Origin of the sequence: Sphingobacterium sp. ML3W, from assembly GCF_000747525.1 — a bacterium.
Lineage (GTDB): Bacteria > Bacteroidota > Bacteroidia > Sphingobacteriales > Sphingobacteriaceae > Sphingobacterium.
The window spans coordinates 827,528-846,079 of sequence record NZ_CP009278.1 but is presented as its reverse complement, the minus strand read 5'-3'; the positions used below and the strand labels follow the sequence as shown (position 1 = coordinate 846,079).

Sequence of the window (18,552 nt, the reverse complement as noted above, 5' to 3'; positions counted from 1 at the left end):
GTATAATTTTCAAATTATACTTTAATTTGGGATGTTTTTTGCGTATTATTGACTTGAAAAATAATCACGAATGAAGATTGGTTTAGACATTTTAGGTGGCGACTATGCCCCTAAAGCAACAATATTAGGTGCAATAGAAGCTCAACAAATTTTATCAAATGATCAAAAACTTGTTCTATTTGGTAATGAAGAAGAGACTAAGTTGCTTATCGAACAAGCTGGGGGTAATCCTTCAGACTTTGAATACGTGCATGCACCTGAAAATATTAGTATGGGAGAACACCCTACTAAAGCGATTACGCAAAAACCTAATTCTAGTATAGCCAAAGGCTTTGAATTACTAAAACGAGGGGAAATTGACTCATTTGCATCTGCCGGTAACACGGGAGCAATGCTTGTCGGCTCACTTTTTAGTGTAAAAGCAGTACCTGGAGTACTAAGACCTGCTATAACGACAATTGTACCAAAACTTAAATCAGGTTTTGGATTACTACTTGACGTCGGCGCAAATGCAGATTGCAAACCCGAAATGCTGAATCAATTTGCGGTTTTGGGTAGCCTGTATTCGCAACATATGTTTGGTATCCCTTCACCGAGGATTGGTTTATTAAATATCGGTGAAGAAGAAGAAAAAGGAAATATCCTCACCACATCCACCTATCCCCTTTTAAAAAACAACGAACACATTAATTTCATCGGAAATGCGGAAGGCCGAGATCTGTTTTCAGATATAGCTGACGTATATGTCTGTGATGGTTTTACTGGAAATGTTGTTTTAAAGCTAGCAGAATCATTTTATGTAGTGACATTGAAAAAAGGATTCAAAGATGAATTCTTCGATCGATTCAACTACGAGCAATATGGAGGTAGTCCTGTTTTAGGAGTTAATGCTCCTGTGATAATAGGTCATGGAATATCAACTCCACAGGCTATTAAAAATATGGTTTTACAATCTAGAGATATGATCCAGTCAGACTTAATTGACAAAATCAGATCTGCATTTAATTAAATTTTATGTCAAAAATTCATGCTGCAATTACGGCAGTTGGTGGATATGTACCTGATTATATCCTCACAAATAAAGAGTTGGAAACGATGGTTGATACCAATGACGAGTGGATTGTATCTCGTACGGGTATCAAAGAACGTAGAATCTTAAAAGGAGAAGGTAAAGCGACTTCAGATCTTGCTGTACCTGCGGTACAACAGTTATTAGAAAAAAGAGGAATTGCTGCAACAGATATTGAATTGATCATTTTCTGTACAAGTACACCAGATATGCTGTTTCCAGCGACAGCAAATATTTTGGCGGATAAAATTGGTGCTACCAATGCTTGGGGATATGATCTACAAGCCGCTTGTTCTGGCTTTCTTTTTGGCCTAACAACTGGTGTTCAATTTATTGAATCAGGTAAACACAAAAAGGTATTGGTTATTGGCGCAGATAAAATGTCTTCAGTAGTCAACTATCAAGATCGCAACACGTGTATCTTGTTTGGTGATGGCTGTGGTGTCGTTCTATTGGAGCCAAATACTGAAGGTATGGGTATTCAAGATAGTATTTTGAAAACTGACGGTTCTGGTGGTCAATATCTAAATATCAAAGGTGGTGGTTCTTTAAACCCTGCTTCGCATGCAACTGTAGACGCTGGTCTACACTACGCTTATCAAGAAGGTAAAACTGTCTTCAAATTTGCGGTTACCAATATGGCCAACGTAGCGGCAGAGATTATGGAGAAAAATAATCTTCAAGCTTCGGATATTGCTTATTTAGTACCGCATCAAGCGAACAAACGTATTATCGATGCAACAGCTGATCGCGCTGGTTTACCTGAGGAAAAGGTAATGATCAACATTCAGAAATACGGTAATACAACAAGCGCTACTATTCCTTTATGTTTATGGGAATGGGAAAGTAAGTTAAAGAAGGGTGATAACCTGATTTTAGCTGCTTTCGGTGGTGGATTTACTTGGGGATCTGTATACTTAAAATGGGCTTACTAAGTACAATAATTATTTTGTAACTTTGAAAGTTGTTTTAAGAATTTTAAAAATTAAAACTAAAATATTTAACCTGCATAACTATGGGTATGGACATTAAACAAATTCAAGACTTGATTAAATTCGTTTCAAAATCAGGTGTGAATGAAGTAGCAATCGAAGAAAAAGATTTCAAAATTACGATAAAAACAAATCAAGAACCTACTTACGTAACAGCTTCGGCTCCAGTTGCTGCTGCACCAATCGCAGCCGCTGCTCAACCAACTGCAGTTACTCCTGCAGCAGCTCCAGCGGTAGTTTCTGAAGAGGCTAATTTTATCACCATTAAATCTCCAATGATCGGAACATTTTACCGTTCAGCAGGACCAGGAAAACCAACATTTGCAAATGTTGGCGACGAAATCAATAATGGTAAAGTATTGTGCATCATTGAGGCAATGAAATTATTCAATGAAATTGAATCTGAAGTTTCAGGTAAAATTGTTAAAATCTTGGTGGAAGATGCTCAACCAGTTGAGTTCGACCAACCTTTATTCTTGGTAGATCCTAGATAAGCAATCGTCAATATTTTTATTGCCGATTAACATGAGCGCACAGGAACTGTGCACTCATACCCGAAAACTTCACAGAAAATACAATGTTTAAAAAAATATTAATAGCTAATAGAGGAGAAATCGCTTTACGTATCATTCGCACATGTCGCGAAATGGGTATCAAAAGTGTAGCTGTTTATTCAACAGCTGATAAAGATAGTTTACACGTTCGTTTTGCGGATGAAGCTGTTTGTATCGGTCCTCCTGCCAGTAAAGATTCTTACTTAAACATTCCAAATATTATCTCAGCTGCAGAGTTAACAAACGCAGATGCGATTCACCCTGGATATGGTTTCTTAGCAGAAAACGCAAGATTTTCATCAATATGTGCGCAGTATGGTATCAAATTTATTGGTCCCACAGCAGAGCAGATTGAAAAAATGGGCGATAAATCGCAGGCAAAAGATACCATGAAGAAAGCTGGCGTACCAACGGTACCTGGTTCTGATGGTCTTTTGAGCTCTTTCCAAGAAGGCATTAAACTCGCTAAAGGAATTGGCTATCCTGTTATTATCAAAGCTACTGCTGGTGGTGGTGGTAAAGGTATGCGCATTATTTGGAACGAAGAAGAATTTGAACATGCTTGGGACTCTGCACGTCAAGAATCTGCTGCTGCCTTCGGAAACGATGGTATGTATCTAGAGAAATATGTGGAAGAACCAAGACATATCGAAATTCAAGTAGTGGGTGATCAATACGGTACCGTATGTCACTTATCTGAAAGAGATTGTTCTATTCAACGTCGTCACCAAAAATTATTAGAAGAGGCTCCTTCACCATTTATTACGCCAGAATTACGTCAACAAATGGGTGAAGCTGCTATCAAAGGAGCAAAGGCTGTTAACTATGAAGGTGCAGGTACAATTGAGTTTTTAGTTGATAAAAACCGTAACTTCTACTTCATGGAAATGAATACCCGTATTCAGGTTGAGCATCCAGTAACGGAAGAGGTCATTAATTTTGATTTAATCAAAGAACAAATCAAAGTTGCGGCTGGTATCCCAATTTCTGGAAAAAACTATGAGCCTACGATGCATGCTATCGAATGCCGTATCAATGCTGAGGATCCATTCCATAATTTCCGTCCTTCACCAGGAAAAATAACAAATTTCCATTCACCAGGTGGACACGGTGTACGTATCGACACGCATGTTTACGCTGGATACACGATTCCACCGTATTACGATTCGATGATTGCAAAAGTTATCTGCGTGGCACAAACACGTGAAGAAGCAATTTCAACAATGGAAAGAGCTTTAAGCGAATTTGTTATCGAAGGTATTAAAACAACTATACCTCTTCATTTACGCTTAATGCGTGACCCAAACTTCAGAGCGGGTAACTTTACTACGAAGTTTATGGAGACTTTTGACCTTTCAGAAGATAATGTATAATAATATTATCTTTACATAGATAAAAAAATACCATTCTTTTCAATAAGAATGGTATTTTTGTTTACAAACAATTTTTATGAGTACTACAGATCGCAAAAGCCTAATTGAATCTATAAAAGATAAAGGAAAAAATATAGAAGCAGAAATGTCTTTCTTTGATCATCTCGAAGTTCTGAGATGGCATTTAGTTCGTTCGGTGATAGCAATATTTATTTTTGCAGGTTTATCGTTCACCTTTTACGATTTCGTCTTCAACGAAATCATAATGGGACCTAAAAATCTTAATTTCTGGACATATAGAATGATGTGTCTTGTGGGTGACAAGTTTAATATTGATGGGTTTTGTGTGGAACATATTCCTTTCAATATTATCAATACGGAATTGGCCGGACAGTTTATGTTACAGATAAACTCTTGTTTATTGATGTCGTTGCTCTTAGGGTTCCCTTACATCTTGTTTGAGATTTGGCTTTTTATAAAGCCCGCATTAACAGATTTAGAGCGTAGATCTGCTCGTGGATTTGTTTTTTATGCAACCTTGTTATTTGTATTAGGAGTTTTATTTGGATACTATGTTGTTGTTCCTCTTTCGGTCAACTTTTTAGCGAATATCTCCCTGAGTATAGAAATTACGAATCAGATTACTATTGATTCTTATCTTTCAACGATAGCGACATTATCATTAGGTTGTGGGATCGTGTTCTTATTACCGATATTGATTTTTATCTTATCAAAAATGGGTATCATGACTCCTGAGTTTATGCGTGCTAGTAGAAGATATGCAACGGTAATTATCTTAGTTATTGCCGCTATCATCACCCCTACTGCAGATGTCATCACGATGTTAACGGTAGCGACTCCGATGTTTATATTATACGAAATCAGTATTTTAGTATCGGCGAAAGTAAAAAAACAAAAATTAGCACAAGAAAAAAATAATATATAATGAGTACTTTAAAAACAATTGCGATAGGAAGTGATCACGCAGGAATTGAATACAAAACTGCTATCGTAGCTTTATTAAAAGAATTAGGATACGAGGTAAAAGATTTCGGTCCTTACAATACCGATTCTGTTGATTACCCAGACTATGCACACCCTGTTGCAACTGAAGTTGAGGATAATAAAGCAGCTTTAGGCGTGTTGATCTGTGGAAGCGCAAATGGCGTTGCTATTACCGCGAATAAACACCAAGGAATCCGTGCTTCTATAGCATGGTTAGAAGAAATTGCAGCGTTAGCTCGTCAACATAATGATGCGAACGTAATCTGTATTCCGGCTCGATTTATTGATCTAGAATTAGCAAAATCAATCGTTAAAACTTTTGTTTCCACAGATTTCGAAGGTGGTAGACATGCAACTCGTGTCAATAAAATTGCTTGTGGTTGTTAATTTAACATAATTTAAAGGACGGAGAAAAGGTGTCGAAATACTTTTTCTCCGTTTTTTTTGTTCTAAATAGAAAACAATGAAACAATCATGTTTTTATGTATATCAAATGAATAAGCATGATCGCTTCATTACTATTAAAAATAAATTTTATTTCAATGAAAAAAATAGTTAGTCTAATTTGTTTTGTCTCTTCTATCTACAGTTGTGCCATTGCTCAGAATCCAGCTGAAAAATACGCCCGTACGATTACTGAGGAATCAACTAAGAAACACTTGTCAGTCTTAGCATCTGTTGATTTAGAAGGACGTGGTACAGGTCAGAAAGGTGGACGTTTGGCGACCGAATACATCGCGAATGAATTTATGAAATTGGGATTGACTCCACCCGTTGAAGGCAAGTATTTTCAACCCGTAAGTCTGTTGAAAAATAGCTATCAGGTTAAAAGTTTCAAAATCGCTGGCCGACCATTTTTACATGGTCAAGATTTATTGGCCTTAGGAAACAATGAGTTGAAAACTATCGATGATAATGAAATCATATTTGTAGGTTACGGCATTGATGATCCAAAATATTCTGATATCAAAGGACTTGATTTAAAAGATAAGGTCGTTTTTCTGATTAATGATAAAGAGCCTGTTGATGAAAAAGGAAATTCTATTATTACAGGAACAACAAAATTATCTGAATGGTCAACAGTACGCAATAAGAAGGTGAAAGAAATCCTGAAGCATAAACCTAAATTGGTTTTAGCTTATACAGAGGATCTTGGGAAATGGCTTGAAAGCGCAGGTGATCGTGCAACAGACGGACGCTTTAATCTGGCTCAAGACCAAGTTGCACCTGAAACTAATCCGATGCCTATCGTGGTCAATATAACAGATCACGTTGCAAACTATATCCTAAATCTAGGAAAATCAAGCCTAGCCAATGTTATTACCAAAATAAACAGGACTCAGAAGCCGCAATCTTTTGCTATAAAGAGCACATTCAATGCGCAGATGGGGATGGTCACCGAGCAGTTTTCAGACCCCAATGTATTGGGTTACTTAGCAGGTTCGGACTTAAAAGATGAAATCATTGTCATCGGTGGTCATTATGACCATGATGGTAAAAGTTCGAATGGTACTATTTTCCCTGGAGCGGACGATAATGCTTCAGGTACTACTGCTGTTTTAGAATTAGCCAAGGCATTTAGTCAAGCAAAGGCAGAAGGTAATGGCCCTCGAAGAAGCATTTTATTTATCACGTATGCTGCTGAAGAAAAAGGATTGTTAGGCTCTAAATACTATACTGAAAACCCCGTTTTTCCACTCGAAAATACGGTGACTTGTATCAATATAGATATGATAGGCCGTATTGATGACAAACATTTGAATGGTAACCATAACTATATCCACTCCATTGGTGCTGATAAGCTGAGTTCTGAATTGTCAGCGATCAACAAAGAAGCTAATGAGAAATCCAGCCAATTGGAATTAGATTTCATGTATGATGACCCTAAAGATCCAATGAAATTATATTACCGTTCAGATCATTATAATTTTGCAAGTAAAGGAATTCCTTCAATATTTTACTTCTCAGGATTACATCCACATTATCACACACCAGAAGATACGATCGATAAAATTGACTTCCCTGTTATGGTTAAAAGAGAAAAATTTATTTTTCAAACGGCTTGGGATGTTGCCAATCGTGATACTAAACCTGCTGTAGATAGTAAAAAAGATTAAAATTACATATAAGATAATAAGGTGGCCTTTTTTAAGTAGAAGGCCACCTTTTTTTTGTTAGCATAAGCCATCTTGGTTGATGTGGCAATAATATGAGCAATGGCCCCATTGTATCCTATGAATAGTTTAAGCCCACCTAAAACAAGAAGTCAGCACTCCAATTTCGAGGTATCATACTGTTAAAATACGTTAATTTACCCTTTATCGGGAAAATTAAATTTATATTAGATGTGGATAAACTAACCGTATCTAAACCAAATATGAAACTATATCTTATAGTATTGCTATCTTTTTTTTCCCAGTATGCACTATGTCAGAATTCGGGCGTGTTAAAGGGAACTGTTATTGATCAGGACAACAAACCTCTTGAAAAAGCGACTGTATCCTTACTCATGCAACAGGATTCTGCTGTTCTCTCGTATTCCTTAACCAATGATAAGGGTGAATTTAATCTGGTCAAACTTCCTACAAACAAAAATCTGATCTTGTATATCTCTCATGTCAATAGTAGCAACCATCATCAAAATATTCTATTACAGCCTGATGAGAAGAAACAATTAGATACAATCAAGCTTGGTGGAAAACTATTGGATGAGGTGGTCATATCTGTTGATCCGCCTGTTCGAATGAATAAAGATACACTAGAATACAATACTGATTTTTTTAAAACAAGGCCTAATGCCAATGCAGAAGAGCTATTAAAGCAGCTCCCTGGATTACAGATTAATATGGACGGGACTATCTATTACGAGGGTAAGGAAGTTTCGCAGGTGAAAGTAAATGGCAAAGATTTTTTTTCAAGCGATCTACGTATAGCAACACGTAATCTGGATGCTTCCTTAATCAAGACGGTACAGGTCTATCGGGATAAGGGTGAATCAAAAAAAATAGTGGAAGATGAAGAAAAATTACCCATTACCATCAATCTTAAATTTAAAAAAGATTTTCTGAAAGCAAGTTTTGGTAAACTTTACGGTAGTGCGGGTACAAGAGGTCGCTATGAAGCTGGGGGACTGGTCAATACTTTTCAAGATACGCTACAATTGAGTTTTATAGGCTTTGGTAATAACATCAATCGTGAAAGTTTTGATTATAATGAACTGAATCAACATGCTGGATTAGGGAGAGCGGAAAATTATGGTTTTGGAGATTTTGGTGGCAGAAATTACAATGGTAAGGCGAATGATATGGCGATTGGATTTAACCTCAATAATGACTGGGGTAAAAAGAGCAAGCTAAACGTGATGTACATGTTGAAATACAAAAAAGAGGAAGGCCAAAACTCTGGAAATCAAACTTCCATGTATGATAATATCGAACAGTTCAACGAAAATACATATAATACCAATAATAAATCTTTAGCTCACAATATCAATACCCTGTTTAGGCATCGGATGGATACGACTGCCTATTTCGAGTTTACACCAAAATTTAGTATTTCGAACAATGATGGAAATAGTAACAGCTGGATGAAAACCTATACCAATGACAAAGTTTTAAATACGAGTACGGACAGCTCGACTACGGATCAATACAATATTAATTATAGCCATAGCTTCTATATTGAAAAACAGTTGCATAAAAACCATATTATAAATTTTAGAAATAGCAGTAATATCAACAAAATCGAATCGGGTGAAATCGGCAATCACCTTACTGCTATTTTTCAAAACCCTATACCTAATGCGAGTCTATTCGAGGACAAGTTTAAAAAACAAAAATCGAGTAGTAGCAATACTCATCTAGGTTATAATAATAAAAGTATCGAAAAGCTGAATTTTGACTTCTATATTTCCCATAATATGGAGAACAGGAGCCCCACAGAAAGTTTACACTACAATCGGGACAGTACAGGGGTAATTCACGGTGACCAATTCGAAAACAGTTATCGCGTTAAATCACAATATTATATATCGGGTATTCGGTTTTTCTGGAAGCCATTTAAAAAATTGGCCATAAATTTTGGTACTGCTTATTCACTACGAGACAATCAGTTTGAGTTATTCAAGATCAATGAACGTAAAAAGACTTCAAATGGATATTGGCTTCCGAATATTAATATTCGGTATAAGGATTTCGATTTTTCATGGGCTAAAGATCTTCAAAGACCTTCAACAAATAGAATGCAGACTGTAACAGACTCATTAAATCCACTTATGACCCGATTGCCCGCATTTTTTTATGAAAACATCCTTCTACAAAATGTGCGGTTTTCATTTAATAAATATGCGCAAAAATACCAGTTTGGTCTATATGCCAATGTGGATTACAAAGATAAAAGCGAGGGATATAAGAGCTGGAGAGATGCCACCACAGGACACTATACTGCTCTGGCTTTTCAAGCCGGTTCGACAACGAATTATAATGCTTACCTGTATGGAAGATATAATTTTAAATCTGATAAAGATTGGGTATTCTACATTTCCCAGAATAGTAGCTTCTATACTTATCAACAATATGCCACCATCAATGATGTGGATAATAAAATGAATAATCTTAGCATTCATCTCGCTCAAGAATTTTCTGTAACTTGGAAAAACCTGATTGGTCTTACCCCAAAATATACTTACAGTTGGAGCAAATCCATGAATTCAGTCAAAAACAATCCTGATTTTATTCAAAGTGCCTATGTAACGCATAAAATTGGTGTGGGATTAAATATAAATCCAATAAAAGGTTTTTCATTGGAAACTTCTTATTCTTTGGATAATAGAGCAAGTGGCTTAAATGATAGGGCAAATTATCATATCTTAAATTCTTCGCTTTACTATACGCTAAAAAACGATTCACAGATTAAGTTAACGGGTTTTGATATCTTAAACCAGAACAGACAAAATTATTGGGGTACTCACGGAAATACTACTTATTACCAAAACACCGTTACATTGCAACAATACTTTTTAGTGGGGTACATTTATAAATTTAAAATAACAAAACTCAAAAATTAAACAAACAGGCTCTTAGATTGTTGAAACTGTAGAAATTAAAATTAATATGGCATTTGTAGATTACTATAAAGTACTTGGTATTGACAAAACTGCATCCATAGATGCTGTAAAAAAGGCTTATCGGAAATTAGCGCGAAAGTATCATCCAGATTTAAATCCGAATGATGAGGCGGCAAAACAAAAATTTCAAGAGATAAATGAAGCAAACGAAGTGCTCTCAGATAGTGAAAAACGTAAAAAGTACGATCAATATGGCGAGAACTGGGAACGTGGTGAAGAATACGAAAGGGCACAACAACAATATCGTCAACCAGATGGCAACCCATTTGGGGGATCGCAAAGCTATTCGGGTAATTTTGATGACGGACAATTTTCTGATTTTTTCGAACAAATGTTTGGCAGTCGAACAGGTGGGGGAAGAAGAAATAACTTTCGAGGTCAGGATTTCAATGCTGAACTGGAATTAACGCAGCAACAGGCTTATACTACCCACCCGCAGACCTTTACGATAAATGGTAAAAACATTCGCATCAACATTCAGGCTGGTGTAGAAGACGGTCAAAAAATAAAGCTGAAAGGTCTTGGCAGTGATGGCGTAAATGGAGGACCTAAGGGTGACCTCTACATCACTTTCAACATCATTCCCGATCATAAGTTCAAAAGACAGGGTAACGACCTTTATACCTCACTAGATATCGATCTATATACTGCAGTCTTAGGGGGTGAAGCAATCATTGATACGTATGGTGGTAAAATAAAACTTAAGATTCAACCTGAAACACAAAACAATGCCAAGGTAAGGTTGAAGGGAAAGGGCTTCCCTATCTATAAAAAAGAAGGTGAATTTGGTGATTTATATGTCAGCATGAATGTGCTTATCCCAACAAATTTAAGTGATAAAGAAAAAGAACTTTTTAAACAATTAGCAGATTTAAAAAAATAATCTAATGGAAAGAACGCTAATCCGATTATCAGATTACTGCCATTCTAGGAAAGCAGAAATTACTTTTATAGAGACATTAAATGAATATGGACTTCTACATATTATCATCCAACAGGAGGAAAAATACATCGAAGAGGAGCAGCTGAGGGATTTAGAAAGGTTTTCAGATTGGTATTATGACCTTGACGTCAATCCTGCAGGTATTGAGGTTGCCCATTATCTTGTCCAAAAAGTAGAGGAGCTGCAACATGAATTACAAAAGTTAAAAAATCAACTCAAAGCATTGGAATCATAGTCCTATGCTTTGAGTTAACCCGATAGTGATGTAAAATATTAGACTTACTAATCACTTAGGTCTTTGTCGACAATTACTTTATCTTGCCAAATGGTACGGTGATGCAAATCTGTCAGTTCTATGCGATAGATCCCTTTACAAACGACGAAAGAACCATAAGATTGTCCTGGTGCGACTACACGGTAGATAATCAATTTATTTGAGTCTGACTCCCCTCCTAAATAACCTTTCAGTAATGTGTAATTATCCTTTTGTATAAACTGATCCGGTATTCGGTAATCAAAATGACCTCTACTGTTATCATCTGGACAAAGAATTTCGGTACGACTGGGTGTGAAAATATAATTACTTCGGAACATAGAGGCATTTGAAATCGCCAGATCTTCGATGATATCGAAATTCTTAAAATCTTGCTTAGGAATTATATAAATCAAACTCAGGTATTCTTCTCGTCCCAAGGACTGCTTAAAGGGTACTATAGCATGGTAGATGACCTGATTTTTCACAGCCGTAGTTTGATAATAGTACTTCCCCTCGACTGTTTTTTTAATTGAGAATCCATCCCTAGAAATGAGGGTTTTCGTATTTTTAAAGCGATCTTCCGATTTATTATTAATAAGGGTAATCAATCTAAATGCGGTATCATTCTTGCTTTTTCCTGTAAACAAAACGGTATAATCATCGGCTTTATATCCCAATCTCTTGATGAGATGTTGATCAGCTCTTGAAATATGCAGGTTCTGTAATCCTTTTTTTGATTTTTTATCATAATTTAAAAAATTATCACCTACATAAACAGACAAATTACGTTCGATGTTCACAAAGTAGTCATCGCCATCAACAAGAAAACCTTTTGGTGTAAATTGATACGCAGATTGACAGGAGGTGAATAAGGTTATATAGAATAATAGATAGATAGCTCTCATAATGATGCGAATAAAAGCTCCATCAACTGGAGCTTTTTATTTTACTTCGATATACTTAAACGTATAGGCAACGTGTATGCTACGCGTACATTTTGACCATTTTGAATTGCTGGCTTCCATTTCTCTGGATAATTTTTCAACAAATTGAAAGCTGCTTGACCAGCCCCATATTTTAAGTCTTTCTTAATCTTCAAGTTGCTCAGACTCCCATCTTTTTCAACAATAAAGCTCAACTCGATAACCCCATTGATTCCATTTTTTAATGCCTCTTCAGGATATTCATAATTCTCTCCTACATACTTCATAAATTCATTCATGCCATTAGGTGGAGAAGGCTTTACTTCTACTGCCGAGAATAATGTGACATCTTCTTGCGAGTTTTTTGGTTCAGGGAATTTCACCTCTTTTTCATTATTGGAGAAATCAGCATCTTGTTTTGCCTTGAAATTTTGATTGTCTTTTTTGTCAGCTGTTCCTTGAGCTGGCTTGCTACTCTCTTGCTTATTTTGGTCTATTTTTGTCACCGTTGGCTCTGGATAACGACCTGCTTCAAACTTTATCGGTATCAAATATGAAGACCGGACTGCTTTACCATGATGAACTGCTGGTCTCCACTTTTTACCATCTTTTATCACTTGCTCTGCTGCTTTTGCGGAACCATAACCTAAATCATTTTTCGCTTTAACACGTGAAACAGTACCATCCTTATCGATCATAAACTGAACTTCAATAGTGCCGTTAATGCCATTTTTAATCATTTCTTCAGAATACTTAAAATTTTGGCCTACATACTTCATAAAAGCATTCATACCCCCTGCAGGCTCTGCCTTAACTTCAGGATTGACAACAATATTTTCTTGTTGTGTATGGTCACTCTGTAGCTCTATAAGCGAACTAACAACATTGGATACCACGGGCAAACGTACATCGTTCACCGTATTGATGATTTCTGTTTTAGCATCGACGGTATTATTCAATACCAATCCTACTAATGCTATGATACCAACGAATGGAACCATGAGCATATATTTCCATTGACTGGATTTTTTTGATTTATTTTGAAATAACATCATAATTCTCTTTTTTAAAATGGACTCGCTGGCAAACTGATGTGATAACATATCAGTTGACACCCGAAGCGCATTTGCAATTAATAATTCTGCATAAGATGTTTTATCTTCTGCAGCACAAAGTTCATCAGCAATACATTCATGCTGAAATTTTAATTCTTTGATATAAAAAAAGAGTACAGGGTTGAACCAATTAAAAACACGCACAAATTCCAACAATAAGATATCATATGAATGTCCTTGTTGCACATGGACCATTTCATGTCGATGAATGATTGCATTTGATTTTGCTGCTTCACCGAGGTAAATAAAATTTAAAAAGGAAAATGATGCATTCCCATCTATTTCATGAAATCGTCGATATAGTTTAAACAATCTTATCAATAAAAATACGATCATTCCCAGAATGGAAATTGTATAGAGTATTTCAAAATTCCAATCCAAATATCCTAATGGGTGCTTGCCTACAATCTCGATTTCAGGTAATCTCAAATCTGCGAATTCTAACGAAATGGCTGGTAACAACTTCGTCCTATAATCCAGTCTAGATAGATCCATAAATTGTACTGCTGGTACAGTATAAGACAATATCACAGCACTTAATAAGTAGATTCTATTTCCTTGAAAAAATGTCAGCTTCCTTAAGAAAACATGATAAATGAAATAAAATACAATTAAACTTATATTCGCTAAAATTAGGTAAGCCATCATAATATGAGTTTTTAGGTTTTGAAATACACTAAGTTTTCTTTTGTTTCGCAATCAATTCTAATAAGTCATTCACGTCATTGAGATCCAATTTATTTTCTTCCAAAAAATAAGACATCATACTCGAAGCTGAATTATCAAAATAATTATGTAATAGTTTCCCTGTAATTAGTTTTTTATACTCCTCTTTCGTAATCTTAGGGATATAGCGGTGGCTTTTTCCAAAAGACTCGTGCACCAAGAAACCCTTGGTTTCCAAAATGCGCACTATTGTGGAGACTGTATTATAAGCTGGTTTTGGTTCTGGTAAACGGTCAATCACTTCTTTTACAAAGGCACCTTCCATTTCCCATAACTCCTGCATAATTTGCTCTTCAGCTTTTGTAAGTTCTTTAATTTCGTTCATAACACTTCTATTAATACGGCACGTCTGCCTATAATCGATTATACAACAAGATAGAACTAAAAACTTAGTTATCAAACTAAGTTTTTAGTTCTTGACACAATTAACTGATAATCAATCGTATAATTTTAAGGTTTAGATTAAATTGTCATCATTATTCGCTTTTCATTACAGTAGGTATTCGCTCTGGGATTATTTTATTTCCCAGAAAATCTAATGGAGCACTAGAAATAATTTTGCTCAATCCATACTCCACCTACGGTTATTTTTCTTTTCCGATTGTTTAGCCTTACGATCCAAACGATTAAGTACTTTCCCATAAGGAATTTTTGTTTTCTTCCGTCTTTTAGTAGGTATTAGTGTTGTTGTAATGATATTTAAAAATCGTGCGATTGCTATTTCCTTATTTTTCAATTGTGAACGATCGGTATCGCATTCTAATTGAAATACTGCATCTTTATTAATACGGTTACTCCATGTCTCCATGATCAACAGCTTTTCTTCTTCATCCAAACACCCACTAGCTAATACTGGCCATTGTAAAAGCACTTTAGACGATACCTTATTCACATGCTGACCTCCTGCCCCACCTGAACGTGTAAATTTAAATGTTAACTCTTTTAATAATTCTTCTTTATCTACTATGCTCATTTCTTTTCCAGTTTATCTATCTTTTCAATAAGATCTTTTATTATTTCCAATTGATATTGTTGCATTTCTATCAATTCTTGTTCTTTATGAATCAATAAATGATCTATTTTTTCGTGTAAAGTCCGTATTTCTAATTCGGCTTTAAGATTGACCATATAATCATTTTGTGCCCGTTGACGGTCTTTTTCTTCTTGTCTATTTTGGCTCATCATGATTACTGGCGCCTGGAGGGCAGCTATACATGATAATAACAAATTGAGCAAAATAAAAGGATATGGATCAAAGCCTTTATCGCTCAACCAGTATATATTTAATATAATCCAGCATACTAAAAATCCTAGAAAGGATAATATAAAAGTCCAACTCCCCCCAAAAGCTGCAACTTTATCCGCAACTTTTCCACCAAATGTTTCGGCTTTGATTTCTTGATCAATAGAAGCTGTAATAACCTGATTATTGCTTAGGCTTTGTAAAACTAATTCATCCAAACGATTCAGTTCACCTAACTCATTTTTTAAAATAGTAGAAATATATTTTTCTTTGTAGCCATCCAATTCGCTGGAAGCTATAAGCGAATCTTTAGAAAACTCTGGAAAATCTTCCTTTACGAGATCAAAAATCGAAGTTCGCAATGTTGCTCCCCTCACCTTACTTGTTACCGGGAAGGTCTTTCCTGATATATTACTAACAAAAGTCTTCATAATAAGCTTACTTAATATGCTACAAGATAATTTTTTTCCGTGAATAATGCCCCAATTACCTTCCCTGAGCATAAATCTATAGCTTCAGAAATTATTGCATTCGTGTGATTGGCTGTTTTCCAAAATAATCTTTAATTTGCAGTAAATAAATAAGCATTATGAAAATAGGGATTGTATGTTATCCAACATTTGGCGGTAGTGGCGTCGTAGCTACAGAACTTGGAAAGGCATTGGCAACGCACGGACACCAAGTGCACTTTATTACCTATCGTCAACCTGCTCGTTTGGACTTTTTTTCGGAAAATCTATTTTATCACGAAGTTGCCGTATCACAATACCCGCTTTTTGACTTTTTGCCTTATGAGTCTGCTCTAGCAAGTAAACTGGTCGATGTGGTTCGTTTTGAAAAACTGGATGTCATTCATGTTCATTATGCTATTCCTCATGCTTCTGCAGCCTTTATGGCTAAACAGATATTATTGACCTATGGTATTAATATTCCGGTCGTGACCACCTTACATGGTACAGATATTACTTTGGTAGGTAAAGATAAAAGTTTCAGCCCAGTTGTTACCTTCTCCATCAATCAATCTGACGGAGTAACGACCGTATCACAAAGCTTGAAAGACCAGACCCTTACTTTCTTTGATATTAAACGAGATATTGAAGTCATTCCAAATTTCATCGACTTGGAACGATTCAGCATAAAAGATCGCTCGCACTTCAAAAGAGCTATTGCACCCGGAAATGAGCGTATACTTATCCATACTTCAAACTTTAGAAAAGTAAAGAATACAGGCGATGTCATCCGTATCTTCCAGAAAGTGAACGAACATATACCAAGCAAGCTATTGATGGTTGGCGATGGTCCAGAACGTACAAATGCGGAAGAATTATGCCGTGACTTAGGTGTCTGTCAAGATGTACGATTCTTAGGTAAACAAGATGCAGTTGAAGAGATTTTATCCGTTTCGGATCTATTCTTGATGCCTTCAAGCTCCGAAAGTTTTGGACTTGCTGCCTTAGAGGCAATGGCTTGTAAAGTACCTGTTGTATCTACAAATACAGGAGGCCTACCTGAATTAAATGTGAACGGTGAAACTGGATTTTTAAGTGATATCGGTGATGTCGCTGATATGGCCAAAAACGCCATTTATATTTTGGAAGATGAAGAACGCTTAGAAAAGTTTAAAGATGCTGCATTAGCACGTGCAAAGACATTTCAATTGAGCAATATTATGCCTCAATATGAGGAATACTATAGAAATGTGATAGAAAAAGTTAAAAATTCTTAATAAATGTAACATTCGTCCTCATCGGATGAAAAAAAAATTTTATCTTTGGCCTTTGGAGAATTTCCAAAAAAACAATTATGAAATACAAACGTATCCTATTAAAACTTAGCGGCGAATCCTTAATGGGTGATCAAAGCTATGGCATTGATATCAAGAGAGTTGCCCAATATGCGAAAGATATCAAAGAGTTACATACTCAAGGTTTAGAAATTGCTATTGTTATTGGTGGAGGTAATATCTATAGAGGTTTAAGTGCAGAACAGTCAGGTATGGACCGTGTACAAGCGGATTATATGGGTATGTTGGCCACTGTTATCAACAGTATGGCATTACAAGATGGTCTTGAAAAAGTAGGTTTGAAAACTCGATTGTTGACAGCTATTAAGATGGAACAGATCTGTGAACCATTTATTCGAAGAAGAGCCGTGCGTCACTTAGAAAAAGGACGTATTGTTATCTTTGGTGCAGGAACTGGTAACCCTTACTTCACGACCGATACTGCGGCTTCACTCCGTGCTATCGAAATCAATGCAGACGCAGTATTAAAAGGTACTCGTGTGGATGGTATCTATACTGCTGATCCGGAAAAAGATCCTACAGCAACACGTTTTGACGAAATTTCATTTACTGAAGTTTATGAAAAAGGTTTAAATGTAATGGATATGACTGCATTTACGCTATGTCAAGAAAACAATTTACCGATTATCGTATTTGATATGAATAAACCAGGTAATTTGCTAAAATTAGCTAACGGAGAGCCAGTAGGTACTGTCGTACGCTAATCATAAAAAGATAAAAACGATATTAAGATATGAATGAATTAATTTCACTTGAATTGGACGATTGTAAGGAGAATATGTCCAAAGCTGTTTCTTTTTTAGAATCAGAATTAACTAAAATACGTGCTGGGAAAGCTTCTCCTTCTATGTTAGATGGTATTTCAGTTGATTATTATGGATCTCCAACTGCATTGTCTCAAGTTAGTAATATTAATACAACTGACGCACGTACGATTGTTATCCAACCATGGGAAAAGCAACTAATATCTGCAATTGAAAAAGCAATTACAGATGCGAATTTAGGTGTCAACCCTCAAAACGATGGTATTGTCATCCGTATGGTTATCCCTGCTTTGACAGAAGAAAGAAGACGTGACTTAGTGAAGAAAGCTAAAGAAGAAACTGAAAAAGGTCGTGTTGTCGTTCGTAATATCCGCAAAGAGACAAATGAGTCAATTAAAAAATTGAAAAACGATGGAGCTTCTGAAGACGAAATTAAAGTTGGTGAAGCTGAAGTTCAAAAATTGACAGATTTATTTATTGCAAAAGTTGATAAATTAGCTGAATTAAAAGAAAAAGATATCATGACGGTATAATTTTCTTATTTTAAGAATATTAGAATGGGGATGTATCATATACATCCCCATTTTTTATTTGTGATAATAGTTTTATTTAAAATTAGTCGTAACTTGATCTTAAAACTAAATTTAAATCAAATTAAAC

Annotated in this window: 18 protein-coding genes; 13 read left to right on the top strand and 5 right to left on the bottom strand. The window is 35.7% G+C overall.

The window, feature by feature from the left end:
- The first annotated feature begins 70 nt into the window (after positions 1 to 70).
- The 10 genes from plsX (at position 71) to KO02_RS03810 (ending at position 11,296) form a co-directional block, all read left to right on the top strand.
- A complete protein-coding gene (plsX, locus tag KO02_RS03855) occupies positions 71 to 1,009 on the top strand; it encodes a phosphate acyltransferase PlsX (RefSeq protein WP_038695998.1) in 939 nt (312 codons plus the stop codon).
- A 5-nt stretch (positions 1,010 to 1,014) separates the two neighbouring features.
- A complete protein-coding gene (locus KO02_RS03850) occupies positions 1,015 to 2,004 on the top strand; it encodes a beta-ketoacyl-ACP synthase III (RefSeq protein WP_038695996.1) in 990 nt (329 codons plus the stop codon).
- An 80-nt stretch (positions 2,005 to 2,084) separates the two neighbouring features.
- Positions 2,085 to 2,555 (top strand): acetyl-CoA carboxylase biotin carboxyl carrier protein, encoded by a 471-nt coding sequence (gene accB, locus KO02_RS03845; protein ID WP_038695994.1) that lies wholly within the window; start codon positions 2,085 to 2,087, stop codon positions 2,553 to 2,555.
- An 83-nt stretch (positions 2,556 to 2,638) separates the two neighbouring features.
- Positions 2,639 to 3,988: an acetyl-CoA carboxylase biotin carboxylase subunit gene (accC, locus tag KO02_RS03840; protein ID WP_038695992.1), complete on the top strand. Its 1,350-nt coding sequence runs from the start codon at positions 2,639 to 2,641 to the stop codon at positions 3,986 to 3,988.
- Positions 3,989 to 4,064: 76 nt separating this feature from the next.
- Positions 4,065 to 4,934, top strand: coding sequence for a twin-arginine translocase subunit TatC (gene tatC / locus KO02_RS03835; RefSeq protein WP_038695990.1), 870 nt, complete (start codon positions 4,065 to 4,067; stop codon positions 4,932 to 4,934).
- Entirely contained in the window at positions 4,934 to 5,380 is a 447-nt protein-coding gene (gene rpiB / locus KO02_RS03830) for a ribose 5-phosphate isomerase B (protein ID WP_038695988.1), read from the top strand. The genes tatC and rpiB overlap by 1 nt, the downstream gene beginning before the upstream one ends.
- Before the next feature lie 155 nt (positions 5,381 to 5,535).
- Positions 5,536 to 7,110 carry a M28 family peptidase gene (locus tag KO02_RS03825; RefSeq protein WP_038702100.1) on the top strand — a complete coding sequence of 525 codons (1,575 nt, stop codon included), beginning with the start codon at positions 5,536 to 5,538 and terminating at the stop codon, positions 7,108 to 7,110.
- Positions 7,111 to 7,370: 260 nt separating this feature from the next.
- The gene (locus KO02_RS03820) at positions 7,371 to 10,058 is read left to right on the top strand and encodes a TonB-dependent receptor (protein WP_038695986.1); all 2,688 of its coding nucleotides are present in this window, start codon (positions 7,371 to 7,373) and stop codon (positions 10,056 to 10,058) included.
- A 46-nt stretch (positions 10,059 to 10,104) separates the two neighbouring features.
- Entirely contained in the window at positions 10,105 to 11,001 is an 897-nt protein-coding gene (locus tag KO02_RS03815; RefSeq protein ID WP_038695984.1) for a DnaJ C-terminal domain-containing protein, read from the top strand.
- A gap of 4 nt (positions 11,002 to 11,005) precedes the next feature.
- Entirely contained in the window at positions 11,006 to 11,296 is a 291-nt protein-coding gene (locus tag KO02_RS03810; protein WP_038695982.1) for a chaperone modulator CbpM, read from the top strand.
- Positions 11,297 to 11,343: 47 nt separating this feature from the next.
- On the opposite strand, the gene KO02_RS03805 is transcribed toward KO02_RS03810, so the two are convergent.
- From KO02_RS03805 to KO02_RS03785, 5 genes are all read right to left on the bottom strand, one after another.
- Positions 11,344 to 12,222: a hypothetical protein gene (locus KO02_RS03805; protein ID WP_038695980.1), complete on the bottom strand. Its 879-nt coding sequence runs from the start codon at positions 12,220 to 12,222 to the stop codon at positions 11,344 to 11,346.
- Positions 12,223 to 12,263: 41 nt separating this feature from the next.
- Positions 12,264 to 14,003 carry an energy transducer TonB gene (locus KO02_RS03800; RefSeq protein ID WP_038695978.1) on the bottom strand — a complete coding sequence of 580 codons (1,740 nt, stop codon included), beginning with the start codon at positions 14,001 to 14,003 and terminating at the stop codon, positions 12,264 to 12,266.
- Positions 14,004 to 14,031: 28 nt separating this feature from the next.
- Positions 14,032 to 14,406, bottom strand: a complete 375-nt coding sequence (locus tag KO02_RS03795; protein ID WP_038695976.1) for a BlaI/MecI/CopY family transcriptional regulator — start codon at positions 14,404 to 14,406, stop codon at positions 14,032 to 14,034.
- A gap of 237 nt (positions 14,407 to 14,643) precedes the next feature.
- Positions 14,644 to 15,054 (bottom strand): alternative ribosome rescue aminoacyl-tRNA hydrolase ArfB, encoded by a 411-nt coding sequence (arfB, locus tag KO02_RS03790; RefSeq protein WP_038695974.1) that lies wholly within the window; start codon positions 15,052 to 15,054, stop codon positions 14,644 to 14,646.
- Positions 15,051 to 15,755 (bottom strand): DUF1003 domain-containing protein, encoded by a 705-nt coding sequence (locus KO02_RS03785; RefSeq protein ID WP_038702091.1) that lies wholly within the window; start codon positions 15,753 to 15,755, stop codon positions 15,051 to 15,053. The genes arfB and KO02_RS03785 overlap by 4 nt, the downstream gene beginning before the upstream one ends.
- Before the next feature lie 158 nt (positions 15,756 to 15,913).
- On the opposite strand from KO02_RS03785, the gene bshA reads away from it, so the two are divergent.
- The 3 genes from bshA (at position 15,914) to frr (ending at position 18,425) form a co-directional block, all read left to right on the top strand.
- Positions 15,914 to 17,050 carry an N-acetyl-alpha-D-glucosaminyl L-malate synthase BshA gene (gene bshA / locus KO02_RS03780; protein ID WP_038695972.1) on the top strand — a complete coding sequence of 379 codons (1,137 nt, stop codon included), beginning with the start codon at positions 15,914 to 15,916 and terminating at the stop codon, positions 17,048 to 17,050.
- A gap of 77 nt (positions 17,051 to 17,127) precedes the next feature.
- The gene (gene pyrH / locus KO02_RS03775; protein WP_038695970.1) at positions 17,128 to 17,832 is read left to right on the top strand and encodes a UMP kinase; all 705 of its coding nucleotides are present in this window, start codon (positions 17,128 to 17,130) and stop codon (positions 17,830 to 17,832) included.
- A 29-nt stretch (positions 17,833 to 17,861) separates the two neighbouring features.
- Entirely contained in the window at positions 17,862 to 18,425 is a 564-nt protein-coding gene (gene frr, locus KO02_RS03770; protein WP_038695968.1) for a ribosome recycling factor, read from the top strand.
- The last annotated feature ends 127 nt before the right edge of the window (positions 18,426 to 18,552 follow it).

Coding starts and splice junctions, on each gene's coding strand:
- plsX (WP_038695998.1), top strand. CDS start 71: ATGAAGATTGGTTTAGACATTTTAGGTGGCGACTATGCCCCTAAAGCA.
- KO02_RS03850 (WP_038695996.1), top strand. CDS start 1,015: ATGTCAAAAATTCATGCTGCAATTACGGCAGTTGGTGGATATGTACCT.
- accB (WP_038695994.1), top strand. CDS start 2,085: ATGGGTATGGACATTAAACAAATTCAAGACTTGATTAAATTCGTTTCA.
- accC (WP_038695992.1), top strand. CDS start 2,639: ATGTTTAAAAAAATATTAATAGCTAATAGAGGAGAAATCGCTTTACGT.
- tatC (WP_038695990.1), top strand. CDS start 4,065: ATGAGTACTACAGATCGCAAAAGCCTAATTGAATCTATAAAAGATAAA.
- rpiB (WP_038695988.1), top strand. CDS start 4,934: ATGAGTACTTTAAAAACAATTGCGATAGGAAGTGATCACGCAGGAATT.
- KO02_RS03825 (WP_038702100.1), top strand. CDS start 5,536: ATGAAAAAAATAGTTAGTCTAATTTGTTTTGTCTCTTCTATCTACAGT.
- KO02_RS03820 (WP_038695986.1), top strand. CDS start 7,371: ATGAAACTATATCTTATAGTATTGCTATCTTTTTTTTCCCAGTATGCA.
- KO02_RS03815 (WP_038695984.1), top strand. CDS start 10,105: ATGGCATTTGTAGATTACTATAAAGTACTTGGTATTGACAAAACTGCA.
- KO02_RS03810 (WP_038695982.1), top strand. CDS start 11,006: ATGGAAAGAACGCTAATCCGATTATCAGATTACTGCCATTCTAGGAAA.
- KO02_RS03805 (WP_038695980.1), bottom strand. CDS start 12,222: ATGAGAGCTATCTATCTATTATTCTATATAACCTTATTCACCTCCTGT.
- KO02_RS03800 (WP_038695978.1), bottom strand. CDS start 14,003: ATGATGGCTTACCTAATTTTAGCGAATATAAGTTTAATTGTATTTTAT.
- KO02_RS03795 (WP_038695976.1), bottom strand. CDS start 14,406: ATGAACGAAATTAAAGAACTTACAAAAGCTGAAGAGCAAATTATGCAG.
- arfB (WP_038695974.1), bottom strand. CDS start 15,054: ATGAGCATAGTAGATAAAGAAGAATTATTAAAAGAGTTAACATTTAAA.
- KO02_RS03785 (WP_038702091.1), bottom strand. CDS start 15,755: ATGAAGACTTTTGTTAGTAATATATCAGGAAAGACCTTCCCGGTAACA.
- bshA (WP_038695972.1), top strand. CDS start 15,914: ATGAAAATAGGGATTGTATGTTATCCAACATTTGGCGGTAGTGGCGTC.
- pyrH (WP_038695970.1), top strand. CDS start 17,128: ATGAAATACAAACGTATCCTATTAAAACTTAGCGGCGAATCCTTAATG.
- frr (WP_038695968.1), top strand. CDS start 17,862: ATGAATGAATTAATTTCACTTGAATTGGACGATTGTAAGGAGAATATG.